Genomic DNA, 17,173 nt, shown 5'->3' with positions numbered 1-17,173 from the left:
TAAAATTTGTTATTTGTTATTTGATGCTTGATCAAGCGCAACATTTAATTTCAATACATTTACTTTCTCCGTTCCGAACATACCCAATAACGGTTTCTCAACATGAGAATTGACGATACCCATGACCTTTTCTTCCGACCATCCACGAGCGTCCGCTACACGTTTGGCCTGTACATAAGCCGCTTTCGGTGAGATATGGGGATCCAAACCGGAACTGCTGGCTGTGATGATTTCAGCCGGAACTTTTTCACGGGTTAGGTAAGGATGATGAACCAAGAATGTATCAATACGTTCTTCCAACAAAGCTAAATGTTCTTCATTGGAAGGTCCCTTGTTACTACCTGCCGAACTGGATGCATCGTAACCATCACCAGCATGGGAAGGACGTCCCCAGAAATAAATATCTTGCGTGAAATTCTGACCAACGTTGGCGGCCCCCACTACTTTTCCATTCAATGTAACCAGTTCAGCATTACCTTTATTCGGTCCTGCCACTTGGGCAAACAACCACAAAACGAAGATGTAGAAAACACTGAAGAACAAACAAAATGCAATTGTCAGTCTTAATGATTTAAAAAGATTTGATATCATAATGAATTATTGTTTTATTTTCTTAACCTTCCTCCTATCTTCATACAGAGGGAGGAAGGTTTTTAATATTGATTTTACTTTTACATGAATAAACTTACAATCATATCTATCAACTTGATACCAATGAACGGGGCAATTACACCGCCCAAACCGTAGATCAGCAAGTTGCGACGAAGCAATGCGGAAGCACCGATCGGTTTATAAGCCACACCACGTAATGCCAGAGGGATCAGAATCGGGATGATGATCGCATTAAAGATGATCGCACTTAGGATCGCTGATTCCGGACTGTGCAGGTGCATGATGTTCATCGGGGCCAATGCCGGGATCGTAACCATGAACAGAGCTGGTACGATAGCGAAATACTTGGCCACGTCGTTAGCGATACTGAAAGTAGTCAGCGTACCGCGAGTCATCAGCAACTGTTTACCGATTTCGACAATCTCGATCAGTTTCGTTGGGTCGTTGTCCAAATCAACCATATTACCAGCTTCCTTGGCAGCCTGCGTACCACTGTTCATTGCGACACCAACGTTTGCCTGAGCCAAGGCCGGGGCATCGTTCGTACCGTCCCCCATCATGGCGACCAGCTTACCGTTTTCCTGTTCCTTACGGATATAGTTCATCTTGTCTTCCGGTTTGGCTTCGGCGATATAATCGTCTACACCGGCTTTTTCAGCGATATATTTTGCGGTCAACGGATTATCACCGGTTACCATTACCGTCTTCACACCCATCTTACGCAAACGTTCAAAACGTTCTTGGATACCCGGTTTGATGATATCCTGTAACTCGATCACACCAATGATGAAATCATCCTGTGAAACAACCAGCGGAGTACCGCCGTTACTCGTGATCTTCTGAACCAAATCGGCCACCTCTTTCGGATATTTGTTGCCGGCAGCCTCACTCATCTTACGAATAGCATCAAAAGCTCCTTTACGGATGCGAGTACCGTTTGCCAAATCCACTCCTGAACATTTAGTTTCTGCCGTAAACTTGATCATCTTTGATCCGGATGTATTCAGATCATGTACACGTACACCTTTTTCACGTCCCAATTCCACGATTGACTTACCTTCGGGTGTATCGTCTGAAAGAGAGGACAGTAGACAAGCTTGTACAAAAGAGTGTTCGTCAATGCCGGATACCGGATAGAACTGGGTTGCTTTACGGTTACCGATCGTGATCGTACCGGTCTTGTCGAGCAGCAAAGTATCAATGTCACCGGCTGTTTCAACCGCCTTACCGGATTTGGTGATCACATTAGCAGACAACGCACGATCCATACCGGCAATACCGATGGCAGATAACAAACCACCGATCGTAGTCGGGATCAAACAAACGAACAAAGAGATAAAGGCCGCGATCGTAATCGTCGTGTTGGAATAATCAGCAAACGGTTTCAAGGTACCGCAAACAACAACGAATACCAATGTAAAACCTGCCAGCAAGATTGTCAAGGCGATTTCGTTCGGAGTTTTCTGGCGAGAAGCGCCTTCCACCAAGGCGATCATCTTATCCAAGAAACTTTCACCCGGTTCGGTCGTCACTTTCACCTTGATCTGGTCGGACAATACTTTCGTACCGCCTGTTACAGAACTCTTGTCTCCACCCGCTTCACGGATCACCGGAGCAGATTCACCTGTGATGGCGCTTTCATCGATAGAAGCCAGACCTTCGATAATTTCACCATCGGAAGGAATCGTGTCGCCGGCTTCACAAATAAAGATGTCGCCTTTCTTCAACTGAGAAGAACTGACCGTTTCAATCTTGTTACCGACACACAATTTGGCAGGAGTTTCTTCCCGGGTCTTACGCAAACTGTCGGCCTGTGCCTTGCCTCGTGCCTCTGCAATCGCCTCTGCGAAGTTGGCGAAAAGCAACGTGGCGAACAATACAATAAACACTAAGATATTGTAACCGAAAGATCCTTGTGTCGTATCACCGGTGGTAGCCGCCCAAATCGTAACAAACAACATGACGAATGTCACCACCTCCACGATAAACATGATCGGGTTACGGAACATCATCCGCGGATTCAACTTAATGAATGATTGCTTCAAACTTTCTATAACGAGCTTCTTTGGAAATAAAGAAGCAGTTTTGTTATTTCTCATCTTCTTAATCTGTCAATTAGTAAATACTAAAATATTCGGCGATCGGGCCTAATGTTTGTGCCGGGAAGAATGACAAGGCAGCAACGATGACGATTACGAAGAATGTCATCACACCGAATGTAACCGTATCAGTCTTTAATGTACCCGCACTCTCCGGAGTGTACTTCTTGTTTGCCAAAAGACCTGCAATAGCTACCTGTCCGACAATTGGCAAATAACGTGAAATGATCAGTGCCAAACCGCAAGTGTAGTTCCAGAAATAGGTATTGTCGCCTAATCCTTCAAAACCGGAACCGTTGTTAGCAGAAGAAGAAGTATATTCATATAACATTTCACTGAAACCATGGAAACCAGGGTTGTTCAACCAGCCACCCTCGCTCTCTACGAATTCAGGGGCATATACCCATACGTAGGAAGAGATAGCCGTAAAGATCAAAATCACGAATGGGTGAGCCAACGAAACGATCGTTGCAATCTTCATTTCTCGGGCTTCTACCTTTTTACCTAAGAATTCCGGCGTACGTCCGACCATCAAACCGCTGATGAATACGGCTATAATCAAGAATGCATAGTAGTTCATGAAACCTACGCCGACACCACCAAACCATGTATTGATCTGCATGTTCAACATCTCCACCATACCAGAAAGAGGCATTGTACTGTCGTGCATACCGTTAACGGAACCATTAGAGGTGACGGTCGTAGTCACAGACCACAAAGCGGTTGCGCCCGGACCCAGACGGGTTTCCTTACCTTCCATAGCACCGCAAGACTGGTCAATACCCATCTCGTCGATTTTCGGGTTACCTGCCATCTCATAGTGAACGTTACAGAATACCCCCAAAAGATAAGCAAACAGCATCACACCATAGATCACATAACCTAACTTTTTACGTTTCAGATAAAATCCCAAAGCAAATACCAATGCCATCGGAATGATCAGAATAGACCAACATTCTACAATATTGGTCAGGTAAGTCGGGTTTTCCAATGGGTGAGAAGAGTTTACTCCGAAGTAACCACCACCATTCGTACCTAACTGTTTAATCGGAACGATTGCAGCTGTAGGACCTTGTGAAACAGTTTGTTCAGCTCCTTCCAATGTCGGGATTGTCATTTTGGAGTCAAAGCCCATCGGCGTACCTTGTATGATCAGGATGAAACCCACGATCAGAGACATCGGGAAAAGGATACGTGTACAGCTGATCACTAAATAGTGCCAGAAGTTACCGATTGTTTTAGTTGTTTTGGCGGCCATCGACTTCATAATTCCAGCCATGGCAGCCATACCTGTTGCAGCAGTGATGAACTGGAACAACATGATGACGAACAACTGTGTAAAATAAGTCAAACCGCTTTCTCCGCTATAGTGCTGCAAGTTACAGTTAACCATGAAACTAATACACGTGTTGAACGCCAAATCTGGACTTTGTCCGCTGTTCCCATCAGGATTCAAAGGAAGATATCCTTGCGATACCAACAGGATCATACCCCAGAAGAACCAAAATACGTTTATAATAAGCAGAGATTTCAAGAATGCCTTCCAATCCATCTCTTCATTGGGGTTGATACCCGCCAGCTTGTAAATAAATCTTTCAATTGGAGCCATGAAACGCATGCAGTCGTTTCCCTCCTTATACACCTTGGCGATATGCTTTCCCAGCGGGTAACTGATAACCAGCAGCAGCAATATCTGCAATGCTACACCTAAAATTTCTGTATTCATCTTTTCACTTAAAAAAACTAATTACCATTAAAACTTTTCAGGCTTAATTAGGACATACATCAAATACCCGAAGATCAATAAGCAAAGTATAAACAGTGCTAAAAACATAATTTAATTCTCCTTTCTTACATTAAATTTTCTCAAACCAGTCCACACACTTGAAGAAAAACCAATAGCATGCTACACCGGTAGCACACAAGAACAAAAATGATAACGTATCTTCCATACTTGTCTTTTTTAATTGTTAATACTATTTATTTGTTTTCCACCCTACTATATGCCAAAGCTGTGCCAAAAAATCGAGTTCTTGCACAATACATTGTTTATCAGCTATATAATCAAAAAATAATATTATTATGTAATATGCTCAATCCTTTTCAAAAGGAAAAAGATATTTTCATTTTGAAAAGGTATATAAAAAAGGCAAGCTGCCTGTTTTAGGTAAACCTACCGGGTATGCAAGAACAAAGTGTTCCACATTATAGTCCATAGGCTTCCATCTTCCTATAAAGTGTGGTTAAGGCTATCCCAAGAGGACGAGCAGCTTCGGGTTTGTATCCGTTAGTATGTTGGAGAACTTTCTGAATGTGGTGCTTTTCAACGCTGACTAGGTCCAATTCAATATTATTCCCCGTATTTTCAGATAATTGACATTTCCTTTCCATGGACATCGTTTTATGGCTGCCATATATTTTTTACGATCACTTTAAATCTCACCAAAATCTTTAGATATCTGCCCTGCACAGGCAGGCTTCCAACAATCGAAATTTCTCTTTTTAGCTAAAATCATGTTATTGATTATAGGCAATTCGCAACTTTCGCTGATATATAAAATAGCATGTCCTTGAGCTGTTGTTTTCAATTGTTTTCTTAATGTGTTCCAAGCTTCTGTATCAGAAATAAAATATTGCGATGCGGTAGACTCCGTTTCATACACCAGTTTGTATTCATTCAGCACCAATTCATTTTCCTGATTTGTCTTCTTTTGAGGATAGCATAAATAGGCAATTCCTGTCAAAAGGATGATTCCTGTAAAAGTATTCAGCAGATATTTAAAATAATAATCATTTTCGAAGACATAGAATTCATTGATGCTACCACATATACATACGCTAGCCACTAACAGTAATATTACCGTTATCCGTTGCTTTAAAAATTTCATCCGCATATTCTTTTCCATTTGTATCCTAATTTTTGAAATCAAATCCTTTAAATAAGCCGTGAATAAATTATATCCACGGCTCAAAAAGAAAAAAACAATTCAAATCTTTACAGAATGAATGGAGAAAAAGATTTTGGTACACATAAAACAACTTTAATTGCAATAATATATAATATGAAACTCATATCCTTCTATGAGCAACCAAGTACTTCTTGCAAGGCCACCATTTTTCAATCCTGTTTTTCAAAATGAAAAAATACCCCAAAACACCAATCCAGCTTGTTACTAGTAACAGAACGATAATCTTGTTTTTGATCCTTTGAGGAACATCTTTTTTTATTAAATTGCTGATTGCCCATACAGAGGCAAGCGAGCCTAACTGATAAATAAAAAATACCATTTTGTTTCTTTGTTGTTCTACATTGTTTCTTATAGCAGACAACCGAAGATGAATATTAATGATACTTTCTTCGGAAATCTAAACTGATAAAGATAATGCCAAAATCAGACTAATTAGAAAACAACAAACATAAATCACTATATATCAATCGATTAAAAATATTAATTCTAAATTGAAAGTAAAAAAAACAACTAAAATGAAAAAGTGTTTTTCATTTTGGTAATATTACTTAGGCTTCCCTATTTGCAAACATCTGTTTATCAATGACAAATACAAATTGGTATGGATTTTGCTTTGTGTTGTATATAATATTTCAAATATGAGATTATTTATCATTTCGAATAGGTTGCCTGTAAAAGTTACACGTTCCTCCGATGGAAAATTTGTTTTTTCACGGAGCGAAGGAGGGCTGGCTACAGGTTTGAAGTCATTGGACGTTGATTGTGAAAAACATTGGATTGGTTGGCCTGGCGTCTGCGTAGAACAAAAGACGGAAAAAGATGACATTTGCAGTCAATTGGAAAAAAATAATTATCATCCGGTATTCTTATCCGACAGGCAGTATGAAAATTACTACGAAGGATATAGCAACAGTACCCTATGGCCCCTCTGTCATTACTTTTTTGCTTATACGTTATATAAAAAGAACTTTTGGGAATCATATAGGGAAGTCAATGCTGTTTTTTGTGAAGAGATATCTCGGATAGTTGAACCTAATGATTGGGTTTGGGTACAGGACTATCAGTTAATGCTGTTGCCGGGCATGCTCCGTGAGAAGTTTCCCAACCTTCATATCGGGTATTTCCACCATATTCCGTTCCCTTCACATGAACTTTTCCGGATTCTGCCCGAAAGGGTCGAGATCCTGAACGGACTTTTGGGAGCCGACTTTGTCGCTTTTCACATTCACGATTATATGCGTCATTTCATCAGTGCGACGGAACGCATCCTTCATAAGAATTTCAATCTGGATGAAGTTCAAATGAATGATCGTGTAACCCGTGTGGATGCATTACCGATGGGGATAAACTATGATCTTTATCACAATGTGATAGCTGATGACAAAGTCCACCACGCAGTAGAGAAAACACGACTTCTATTTGGAGATCATAAGTTAATCATATCGGTAGACCGACTGGATTACAGCAAAGGAATATTGCACCGTCTTTACGGATTCGCCTCTTTTTTGAAAAATCATCCGGAATATCACGGGAAAGTGACATTGGCGATGGTTATCGTCCCCTCTCGCGACCATGTAGGCAGTTATGCCGAATTGAAAACCAAAATAGACGAGGAGATCGGTTCTATCAATGGAACTTACTCTACCATGAATTGGACTCCGGTATGTTATTTTTATCACGGTTTCTCTTTTGAGGAATTGGTAGCGATGTATTATGTTGCCGATATAGCCTTGGTAACCCCTTTGCGCGATGGTATGAATCTTGTGGCAAAAGAGTATGTCGCTACCAAACAAGATAATCCGGGGGTACTCATTTTAAGTGAAATGGCCGGTGCTTCGGTTGAATTGTCTGATGCTTTATTGATTAATCCAAACGACACGGACCAGATCGAACAAGCCATTTGCCGTGCATTGAAAATGCCATTGGAGGAACAAAGAGAAAGGCTTCAGCGAATGCAAGCCATCCTTTCGGTTCAAACCGTAAACAAATGGGCTGCGGATTTCATGAGAGAATGGCGGCAGGCCGCAGAGAAAAACAAACGATTACAAAAGAAAAAGATCTCCGCACAAGACCAGAACGAAATCAAAACATTATATGACCAAGCGAAAAAGCGCTTGATTTTGCTGGATTACGACGGAACATTAACTGCATTCAAAAATCATCCGGAAGATGCAGCTCCAACACCTGCATTACGAGACCTGTTACAGCGTTTTTGTTCCGACTCTCGGAATCATGTAACCATTAATAGCGGGCGGGACCACTATACATTGGAGAAATGGCTGGGAGATCTTCCTCTGTCTTTTGCCGCCGAGCATGGTGCATTTTACAAGGAAAAAGGCGCATGGCATAAAAACATAGGCAATCGAGAGTGGGATTCGGAGCTATTGTTTATTCTAAATTTGTTTGTAAGCAAAACCCCGTACTCTCATCTTGAGACAAAAGAAGCTGCTCTTGCCTGGCATTATAGAGAATCGGACGCCTGGCTGGGAGAGCTGAGAGCGCAACAGCTAACAAAGGCTATAATGCCTGTTTGCCTGAGAAAGGGATTACAAATCATGCAGGGCAACAAAGTCGTGGAAATAAAATCTCCAGAATACACAAAAGGTTCGGAAGTAGATCGCCTATTATTGGCTTCCCGCTATGATTTTATACTAGCAATGGGAGATGACACGACGGATGAGGATATGTTCCGGGCTCTTCCAGTATCCGCCATAACAGTTAAAGTTGGAATTGTATCTGAAAAAGCCAAATACAATCTGTCCTCGCAGGAAGAAGTATTGCCTTTTTTGGAAGAACTGTCGGGTGAAGGTGTTAGTTACGGAACGACTTCCAGAAGCATAAAAGGTCAACTGAAAGCCACCGTTGATTTTTTTTAAGGATTGTGGACAAATAAAAAATAATTTTTATGGACAAGTTAAATTACGGAGTAATAGGAAATTGCTGCACAGCGGCTTTGATTTCGGATAAAGGCAGTATAGATTGGTTATGTTTCCCTAACTTCGACTCACCTTCCATCTTTGCGTCATTGCTCGATCGGGAGAAAGGGGGATATTTCGGCTTCGAGGTTTCTCCGGATTATCAAATATCGCAATCGTATGTTCCTCATACAAATATTCTTTCGACCAACTTCGTATCAGAAGAAAATGAATTTGCCGTTGTAGATTTCATGCCTTGTTACCATCTGAGCGATGCGAGCAATTGTTATCGTCCGGCAGAGATCTACCGATATATCCGCAGAATCAAAGGTACTCCCCGTTTTAAAATCAACTATGAGCCGGCTCCGGACTATGCCCGTGGAAAGACAATTTTCAACACGACCTCGGAATATATAGAGACCTACTCTACTTCTAACAGCAAAGATAGGCAATATCTTTATTCCTCACTACCTTTGCACAAGATCTTGGAACAGAAAGAAATCATACTGGCTAAGGACGAGTTCTTGCTACTTTCATATAACGAGAAAGTAATCCCCGTCAACATTGAGCGTGAGAAACTGGAATACTGCCGGACGCTGGTTTATTGGCTAAATTGGACTGACCGAACCAAGAAGTTTACGGTCTATAACGATGTCATTGAGCGAAGTCTCCTAGTTTTAAAATTGATGTCTTTTTATAATGGAGCCGTATTGGCGGCCATAACAACTAGCCTACCGGAAACGATCGGAGAAGTCCGTAACTGGGATTATCGTTTTTGTTGGCTGCGCGACGCCTCCATGTCCATTGAAACTTTGTTCCAGATAGGCCATGTCGAAGCCGCAAGGCGGTTCATGAGATTTGTCCAGTCTACTTTTGTTTCTCAACACGATACTTACCAGATCATGTACGGTATTCGCGGAGAAAGAAAATTGACGGAAGTTATTCTGGGACATCTTTCCGGTTATAAGAACTCACGACCCGTTCGGATCGGTAATGATGCTTACCACCAGCTTCAAAATGACTCGTTCGGCTATTTAATGGACCTGATCTACCAATACTATCGTTTGATGCCCGGTACATTGGACGAGGTGGAAGATATGTGGGAAATGGTAAAAAGTATCCTGACGAATGTGATGATTGACTGGAAAAAACCAGACAAAGGCATTTGGGAGATTAGAGGAGAAGGACAGCATTTTGTTTCCTCCAAAGTTATGTGCTGGGTCGCATTAGACAGGGGAGCTCGTATTGCAGATTTATTAAACAAACCGACATACCGGAGACGTTGGTCGGAAGAAGTGGCCGTAATCAAAGAAAATGTCATGAAAAACGGTTGGAAAGAAGAGATGCAAAGTTTCTCGCAAGCCTACGGTAATTCCGACCTTGATGCGTCCTTGTTGTTAATGGAACCGTACGGATTTATCGATCCGAGAGACATACGCTACCATAAAACAGTGCAAGCGATAAAGAATGCGTTACTTTACAAAGGGTTGATGTACCGTTATAAATCTCATGATGATTTCGGACTTCCCTCTTCCGCCTTTACTATTTGTACGTTCTGGCTCATTCGTGCTCTTTATGTCATAGGAGAAAAAGAAGAAGCACGTAGTCTGTTTGAGGAAATGCTTCATAATTCAAATCACTTGGGACTTTTCAGTGAAGACATTGATTTTGAAACCAAGGAGCAACTGGGGAATTTTCCTCAAGCATATTCCCATTTGGCACTAGTCAATACCGCTATATTGTTTTCGGAAGAGGACATACGACTGTTTTTTAAATAAACCTTCTGTATCTCTTTCATTTTGGAAATATTTTTTCACTATGAAAGAGATTTTATTCTCTTTTTATAGGACAAAGCTCATAGATATCTCATTATTAAATAATTATATATCTTCGAACGCTATTGGCTCAAAAATTGCCAGCTCCTTGCAGTTAAATAGTGAATCAATATGGAAACGAATAATTTACTGGCCCCATTATTTTTTGTATTGATAAGGTTGATGGGAGGTGCGATTTTAAAATTCGGATTAAAAAAGATGCCTCTTCCTTACACGGTCGGGCTATTTGCCTTTGGATTATTGATCGGTACGTTTGACCGGATAGGCTGGTTGGAAAGCATTCCTATATTAAAATCATCGATCGATTTTGCCGGAAATGCTAATCCCGATATGATACTTTATATTTTTCTTCCGATCTTGATATTCGACGCTGCTTATGAACTGGACGTGCATATCTTTCGAAAAACATTGACAAATGCCACTATATTGTCCGTACCGGGTGTCATTATTGCGATGTTGCTGACGGCTGCCTTGATGATAGGGATCGGAACGTTCGCCCCTTCTTATGAAGGGTGGAACTGGACATTTGCATTGATGTTCGGAGCCTTGATAAGTGCGACAGACCCAGTGGCCATTGTCGCATTGTTGAAAGAGCTAGGCACCAGTAAACGTTTCTCGACGCTAGTGGATGCCGAGTCGATGCTAAACGATGGAACCGGTATTGTCCTTTTCATGCTGTTTTTCGGAGCCTATACCGCTACTGGTGTTTCGGATTCTCCCGTAGCGGACTTTATCATGGTCGTTGCCGGAGGAGCCCTGGTTGGTACGCTTTTGGCTTATTTGTGTATTCAATTTATCACAAATGTAAATGGAGACGAGATGCTTCAAAACAGCGTGATGATTCTTTCCGCTTATATGACTTTTGTCATAGCGCAAAATTATTTGGAAGTATCGGGAGTAATCGCTTTGGTCGGTTTCGGTTTGACAGTCTCTTACATGGGCCGTCTGAGGTTGAAACCGCAGGTCAATAAATTCATGCGTCAATTTTGGGAATTGGCGGCACACATAGCAAATACATTGATATTCATAATTGTAGGTGTCGTAATAGCATTGAAGGTAGACTTCTCATGGATGGATTTATTGATTCTTATCTGTGTATATGCCGGGATAAATATCATTCGTATATTAATAATAACCATATTTTATCCGATCATGAAACGGTCCGGATATGGCTTGTCGGTGCGAGAGTCCACGATCTTGAGTTGGGGAGGATTACGTGGTGCATTGGGACTAACGATGGCACTGATGGTATCGTATACCTTTTCGATACCAGAACCAATACGTCGGCAAGTACTTTTCCTTACGGCTGGGATTGTAACTTTAACATTGACAATAAATGCGACTACAATCGGTTGGCTTCTAAAGAAATTGGGATTGGCAGAGATACCGTCCTCCAAGCTTCTTTTGGATTATAGCGTAAAAAAGCAGTTGTACGAAGGTTCTGAAAAATACCTAAAAGATTTGAAACAGAAGGAAGCGTTGGAAGCAACAGACTGGAGTATTGTCGAACAGTTCCTACCTCAAAAAGAAATATATCCGGAAATGCCTGTCCGTACCAAAGACGTAATGGCAGACATACGTCTACGAATCTTGGATAGAGAGCGCTCGCTCTATTGGAGCCTATACACAAACGGTGTCATTTCATCCGGGACGCAAAGACGTTTAAATGCCGCAATTGATGAACAATACGATCGAGACGGAAAGAAACCTCTATGCGACCGAGGCGATATTTTTGAATTCTGTGAGGAACCTTCATGGATAATCAGTATGAAGTTTTTCTCTCGTTTTTTCCAAAAATGGGCAGATATTTACTATCAAGACAGAATTATTTTAGGGTACGATTTGGCAAGGGGATTGATCATAGCCCAGAAAGAGTCCTTGAAACTGGTTAACGAGTTTGGCTCCTCGGAAACAGTCTCTACCGAATATGAAAGTTGCTTGTCGCTTTTACAAGTCGAGATCCGTAAAAATATAACTAGAGCATCGAATTTTATCACAAAAATATCCATTGATTATCCTAAATCATATAAAGAGGCTGTGACTCGCAAGTCTGTCCGTATGTTATTGAGCAACGAAAAAAAGAGGATAGAACAATTCAAGGAACAGGGTTTGATTTCCCAAGAAGAAGCCGAGCAAATGGTAAATGAGTTGGGAGAACGTCATAATAAGGTTTTTACTTCTTACCAGTTCCTAAAATAGCGACAAGAAAAATATGTCATCCTCAATAGATAATAACTCATCTAAATCACCATTCATAATGTATGGTAAACACTGGCGAATCTTGTCTATAGGCCAATCCCACTATTTGAGGATCTTGTATAATGGTATTTAGATATACGGTTTGTTTATTTCCCGTACGTGGATATATTTTAGTCATCATCTTTCTTCGTTTTTTAGTAATGTTTCTTTTTCAAATAAAAAATAGATTGTGTAGCCAACAGAATTACAAAGACGTATTCCGCTGTTAAATAGATTGCGAGAGGAGCTTGCGTGTAGCGACATAACCAATAAAGATAAACCAAATATATGGCTGTTGTCGTAACTTGAAAAAGGAAAGTCATTTGTGTCTTTCCTGTTCCTCCGACAGCATTCAAATATACATAACCCGGTAAAGCGAAAGTGTAATTCAACAACATTACAACAAAAGGGGCAAAAGCTAATTGTATCAATAGTTCATTACTCGTATAAAAACCAATAATCCATCGATTACACAATAAAGCAATCGCAACCAAGGGAAATCCTATGGTATAACCTAATTTCAGAATTTTACTACAGATTGAAAATAGTGTCTTCCCTTCTCCCGCACCAATCGCATTACTGACTAATGAGCCTGTTGTAAGCGCAAAAGAATTCGCTATCACAAAAAATATAGCCGATACGCTCCGGGTTATATTGGAAATCGCTAACTCTATTTTTCCCAAATGTTCAATTGAAACGAAAAACAAGAACCAAGGGGCTACACTAATAAGCGCATGAAGCATACTCCATGTTGATAACTTCAAGACTTTTATAAGTAAATTACCATTATAGACCGGCCTTAACCCATATTTTTCTTTATCCAATCGTATCCACATATAGAAGGAAAGCATCATAAAGGAGCCCATCTCTGCCAAAGAAGAGGCAATTGCCGCCCCCGAGATTCCTAATTCCCTAGTGAATATCAAATAAAAATTTAAAGGAATATTGATTAATACCGCTATGGCAGCAGCCCAAGATAGAGCTTTTGTATGCGTTATCCCCACTAAAAAAGAACGTATCGCTAAAAATGGGAATGAAAACAACAATCCAAAGCTACGCCAATCCAAGTATAGAATTACCGCTCGATAAATATCCGAGGAAACGATCAGCTTCTTTAGTATAAATGGGGAAACCGTATGAATGAGAAGGTAAAGAAAGATAGCCAATCCCAAAAGGAAAAATAAGCCTTGAAAAAAGGTCTTGCCGGTTTCCTTGTAATCTTGCTCTCCATTCCTTCGAGCTACCATTACTTGCAACCCAATGCTAAATCCAAAACCAAGCATATAAATCGCTAAATAATAAATTCCGGCGATAGCGGACGCTCCTAATTCTATCTCTCCAACGTGGCCTAAGAAAACAGCATCCGTAATATTGATTAATTGTTCCATTAAGATGCTCATCATTACAGGAAAGTTGATGAGCCATATTTGTTTATATGTATAATTCATTGCTCAACTGTATAATAGTGCGATACAACATACCGCTTTTATGCAGTATGTTATTTCGTAATCCATAAAATAAAAGGATATAAAATCTCCGTGACAAATAAAGCTGTATCTGTCAAATAGCTGAATAGCTTTATTGGATAGGGCTAAAAGAAAAAACGGCTAAATAGACGTCTCTATCCAACCGTTCAAAAGATCTTCGCGATAATCTTTTGTGCTCACAGTCAAGGTTAAACTTGAAAAACATATAACTTCAAAATGAATTTATAACATCATTTTGTTTTGATGTTGGCAAAGGTAAGCCTTTATTTGTAAATAACAATTTTTTATCATGTTTTTTTTACTATTATATCTTTTTTTTCTTCTCTAGAATATTTTCGTTTTAATTTATGGCCTCTCTTGTGCTCGGATATTCAAAAAAAACGCAATGGAAAGTTCAAGAAATGAAAGCAGGGCATAAAAAGGGTGTGTCATGACACACCCTCTTGTGAAACCATAAAAAAGATTTTCAGCCACAATGGAAATAAGTATTGACCAGCTTCAACATCTCTTCCGGATTATTCTCTAGGTCCTTGCGTAAAGAAGCGTCATCATAAGATTCCAGTTTATGGATGATGCCGTCTATCATACTCGGACTAAATACGTTATATTTTTCAAAAACAGCACGCTGTTGTCTTAAACGGGCGGCTGAGGCTGCGCAACTGTCTGGGAGTTGATCCAATGTCTTTAGGCGATCTTGATTCTCTTCTTTATGAATATTCACGTTTACATAAGTCTTCTCAGCGATTTCCAAAGCATCATCGATCTCAAAACCATGGCGGCACGCAACTGCCAATCCTGCCAATAATTGGTATAAATCAGCGGAGCCATCCGGTGAACGCATCTCGACCGTTTGCTTTTGGCTCGTATCATAATGGCTGGCAGGTTCCAATGGGTTCGCCAAAGCACACATGTCCGTTTTTGCGGCCCAACCTAGCGGAACACGAACTAAAACTGAACGATTCCGATCTCCCCAACAAATATTCGTAGGTGCTTCTTGGTGTGGAACCAAGCGGAAATATGAGGTTGGGTTCGTATTTCCAAAAGCCGTAATAGAGGAAGCTAAGCACATCATTCCAGCGATAGCCTTACGGGCGGTTTCGGATAAGATACCATTCGCTAACATCTGATTCTTGCCATTTTTCATGATACGCATATGGACATGCAGACCGGAACCTGCTTTTCCCACCGTAATTTTCGGAGCGAAAGTGATGTTATATCCATATTCATGCGCTAGATTGCGGATCGCCCATTTTGCGATCATCAATTGATCCGCTGCATTTTCCGCAGGACATGGTAAGAACTCGATCTCATTTTGCTCATAGATCAAACCATTTAACGTAAAGTTACCAACTTCCGAATGACCATATTTAATTTGTCCCCCGGCTTGCGCTATGCAGTGCATGCACTCCGTCCGGAACTCATTGAACTTAGCGTAAGGAGCGGATTCATGATAACCTTTTTGGTCGGTAGCAGGGAAAACGCCTTCATCCGGTGCGATTACGTAATATTCTAATTCACCCATTGCCTCAAAATCCATTCCCGTCACCTCATGAAAAGCCTTACAAGCTTTATGCAAGGTATATTCCGGGGAACTTTCTAAGGGTTCTCCATCCTTATTGAAGAATGAGCAAAGCATGGTAAGCGTAGGTAATTCCGCAAACGGATCCTCGAAAGCCGTACGGAAACGGGGCACCACATACAGGTCACTACTCCCCGCCTCGATAAACGAGAAAAGACTAGAGCCATCCACACGCTCACCGCAAGTCAAGATCGCATCCAGATAAGCTGCATTGTTGATTACAAAGTTCAGTGTTTTCAAACGTCCGTCGCCTGCAGGATACATAAAATTAACCATCTGGATATCTTTCTCATAGATATAACGGATAATGTCCTCTTTCGTAAACTCGGACGCTGGCTTTTGTAAAAACTCCACTAATACGTTGGGAGTCATTTCTAGTTCTTTGTTCATGTTTTATATTGATTATGTTTATAGTGTAGAGAAAAACTTTCCTTTGGAACTGCTAACCGGAATCAAGCTAGAGATCGCTTCAGCAACCTCTATAGGTCGGTCAGACTCTATGATGTCCACGCCTTGACGGATGATCATACGGTATGCTTCAGCACGACTTTCGGGTGTGGATAGTTTATCGTCGGAGGGAGCGGTAGATATCATGCACATGACACCTCTTTCATGCAACATATCGATTACCTCACGGACTTCGGGGGTAATCTTCGGACCTACGTAAGCCATGATATGGCTCCAAGGTATACCGTTATCCTCATAGTCTTGAACCGCTTCTTTCGTTTTCACGAAAGCCTCAAACATGAAATTCGGATTTTTCTCGTAAAAGAAACGAGCCGAGGCACCATCATGAACCGTAATCATTACATAAGGTTCCGCTTGCATATCGGTAATCAACTGAGCAGTGCGCTCCATCGGAACATCCTTCTTATCAAGGATTAGGATTGTTTTTCCACGGGCCCAACGAATCGCTTCCTCTAAAGTCGGGATACGATAGTTTGTGATATTTCCTTCGGGATCCTTCAAACGGAAATTTTGCAATTCTTCCCAAGTATAATCAGAAACTTTCCCGGTCCCATTACTGGTACGCTCCAGTGTATCATCGTGGAAAAGGACGATAACACTATCTTTGGTTAACCTCGGATCTATCTCGAACGTGGCAGGAGTATAAGAGAGGGTATTTTCAAAGGTTTCCATACTGTTCTCAGGATAACCTTTTCCCCGTCCGCCTCGGTGCCCGCTAATTAAAGGAATTCGGTCATCCGCATATTGGTAGAAAGATATCAAATCATCTACATTTGATATCTGTAGCGTATTCATTCCCTTGTATTCAAGCTCCTCCTTTGGCGTGTTCAATACGCAAGAACCACAAAGCAGGACCAGCATTAAAAATCTGGCGGATAAATTGAGTTTCATTTCACAATCGTATTTTAGGTGAATGATTCTTTCTATCCGCCAAACTTACACAAAATAAATGATTTTACAGAGTTAGCACC

At 40.9% G+C, this 17,173-nt stretch carries 12 protein-coding genes; 3 read left to right on the top strand and 9 right to left on the bottom strand.

The window, feature by feature from the left end:
* Nucleotides 1–9 precede the first annotated feature (9 nt).
* The 6 genes from BDI_RS19700 to BDI_RS19675 form a co-directional block, all read right to left on the bottom strand.
* On the bottom strand, nucleotides 10–591 hold the full coding sequence (locus BDI_RS19700) for a K(+)-transporting ATPase subunit C (protein ID WP_012056231.1): 582 nt from the start codon (nucleotides 589–591) through the stop codon (nucleotides 10–12).
* 80 nt (nucleotides 592–671) lie between these two features.
* Nucleotides 672–2,711, bottom strand: coding sequence for a potassium-transporting ATPase subunit KdpB (gene kdpB / locus BDI_RS19695; protein WP_005858473.1), 2,040 nt, complete (start codon nucleotides 2,709–2,711; stop codon nucleotides 672–674).
* A 16-nt stretch (nucleotides 2,712–2,727) separates the two neighbouring features.
* Entirely contained in the window at nucleotides 2,728–4,437 is a 1,710-nt protein-coding gene (gene kdpA, locus BDI_RS19690; RefSeq protein WP_005858471.1) for a potassium-transporting ATPase subunit KdpA, read from the bottom strand.
* A 27-nt stretch (nucleotides 4,438–4,464) separates the two neighbouring features.
* On the bottom strand, nucleotides 4,465–4,545 hold the full coding sequence (locus BDI_RS21485) for a potassium-transporting ATPase subunit F (protein ID WP_080504992.1): 81 nt from the start codon (nucleotides 4,543–4,545) through the stop codon (nucleotides 4,465–4,467).
* 371 nt (nucleotides 4,546–4,916) lie between these two features.
* Nucleotides 4,917–5,102 carry a helix-turn-helix domain-containing protein gene (locus BDI_RS19680; protein WP_005858469.1) on the bottom strand — a complete coding sequence of 62 codons (186 nt, stop codon included), beginning with the start codon at nucleotides 5,100–5,102 and terminating at the stop codon, nucleotides 4,917–4,919.
* A 41-nt stretch (nucleotides 5,103–5,143) separates the two neighbouring features.
* Nucleotides 5,144–5,617: a hypothetical protein gene (locus BDI_RS19675; protein ID WP_005858467.1), complete on the bottom strand. Its 474-nt coding sequence runs from the start codon at nucleotides 5,615–5,617 to the stop codon at nucleotides 5,144–5,146.
* Nucleotides 5,618–6,318: 701 nt separating this feature from the next.
* Between BDI_RS19675 and BDI_RS19665 the strand changes: the two genes are divergently transcribed.
* The 3 genes from BDI_RS19665 to BDI_RS19655 all read left to right on the top strand — a co-directional run bounded on the left by BDI_RS19665 (nucleotide 6,319) and on the right by BDI_RS19655 (nucleotide 12,629).
* Nucleotides 6,319–8,556, top strand: a complete 2,238-nt coding sequence (locus BDI_RS19665; RefSeq protein ID WP_012056230.1) for a bifunctional alpha,alpha-trehalose-phosphate synthase (UDP-forming)/trehalose-phosphatase — start codon at nucleotides 6,319–6,321, stop codon at nucleotides 8,554–8,556.
* Between the two features lie 29 nt (nucleotides 8,557–8,585).
* Nucleotides 8,586–10,373, top strand: a complete 1,788-nt coding sequence (locus tag BDI_RS19660; protein ID WP_012056229.1) for a glycoside hydrolase family 15 protein — start codon at nucleotides 8,586–8,588, stop codon at nucleotides 10,371–10,373.
* A gap of 168 nt (nucleotides 10,374–10,541) precedes the next feature.
* Complete coding sequence (locus BDI_RS19655) at nucleotides 10,542–12,629, top strand: cation:proton antiporter (protein ID WP_005858459.1); 2,088 nt, start codon at nucleotides 10,542–10,544, stop codon at nucleotides 12,627–12,629.
* 194 nt (nucleotides 12,630–12,823) lie between these two features.
* Here the strand turns inward: BDI_RS19655 and BDI_RS19650 are convergent, their stop codons facing one another.
* The 3 genes from BDI_RS19650 to BDI_RS19640 form a co-directional block, all read right to left on the bottom strand.
* Entirely contained in the window at nucleotides 12,824–14,116 is a 1,293-nt protein-coding gene (locus BDI_RS19650; RefSeq protein WP_009017076.1) for an MATE family efflux transporter, read from the bottom strand.
* A 505-nt stretch (nucleotides 14,117–14,621) separates the two neighbouring features.
* Entirely contained in the window at nucleotides 14,622–16,124 is a 1,503-nt protein-coding gene (locus tag BDI_RS19645) for a glutamine synthetase family protein (protein WP_012056228.1), read from the bottom strand.
* Nucleotides 16,125–16,142: 18 nt separating this feature from the next.
* The gene (locus tag BDI_RS19640; protein ID WP_012056227.1) at nucleotides 16,143–17,093 is read right to left on the bottom strand and encodes a glycerophosphodiester phosphodiesterase family protein; all 951 of its coding nucleotides are present in this window, start codon (nucleotides 17,091–17,093) and stop codon (nucleotides 16,143–16,145) included.
* Nucleotides 17,094–17,173: the final 80 nt, after the last annotated feature.

The organism is Parabacteroides distasonis ATCC 8503 (genome assembly GCF_000012845.1).
GTDB lineage: Bacteria > Bacteroidota > Bacteroidia > Bacteroidales > Tannerellaceae > Parabacteroides > Parabacteroides distasonis.
This window is presented reverse-complemented; position numbering and strand designations above follow the sequence as displayed.

Bases quoted from the DNA above. Each gene is read 5' to 3' on its own strand.
- BDI_RS19700 (WP_012056231.1), bottom strand. From the start codon at position 591: ATGATATCAAATCTTTTTAAATCATTAAGACTGACAATTGCATTTTGT.
- kdpB (WP_005858473.1), bottom strand. From the start codon at position 2,711: ATGAGAAATAACAAAACTGCTTCTTTATTTCCAAAGAAGCTCGTTATA.
- kdpA (WP_005858471.1), bottom strand. From the start codon at position 4,437: ATGAATACAGAAATTTTAGGTGTAGCATTGCAGATATTGCTGCTGCTG.
- BDI_RS21485 (WP_080504992.1), bottom strand. From the start codon at position 4,545: ATGTTTTTAGCACTGTTTATACTTTGCTTATTGATCTTCGGGTATTTG.
- BDI_RS19680 (WP_005858469.1), bottom strand. From the start codon at position 5,102: ATGGAAAGGAAATGTCAATTATCTGAAAATACGGGGAATAATATTGAA.
- BDI_RS19675 (WP_005858467.1), bottom strand. From the start codon at position 5,617: ATGGAAAAGAATATGCGGATGAAATTTTTAAAGCAACGGATAACGGTA.
- BDI_RS19665 (WP_012056230.1), top strand. From the start codon at position 6,319: ATGAGATTATTTATCATTTCGAATAGGTTGCCTGTAAAAGTTACACGT.
- BDI_RS19660 (WP_012056229.1), top strand. From the start codon at position 8,586: ATGGACAAGTTAAATTACGGAGTAATAGGAAATTGCTGCACAGCGGCT.
- BDI_RS19655 (WP_005858459.1), top strand. From the start codon at position 10,542: ATGGAAACGAATAATTTACTGGCCCCATTATTTTTTGTATTGATAAGG.
- BDI_RS19650 (WP_009017076.1), bottom strand. From the start codon at position 14,116: ATGAATTATACATATAAACAAATATGGCTCATCAACTTTCCTGTAATG.
- BDI_RS19645 (WP_012056228.1), bottom strand. From the start codon at position 16,124: ATGAACAAAGAACTAGAAATGACTCCCAACGTATTAGTGGAGTTTTTA.
- BDI_RS19640 (WP_012056227.1), bottom strand. From the start codon at position 17,093: ATGAAACTCAATTTATCCGCCAGATTTTTAATGCTGGTCCTGCTTTGT.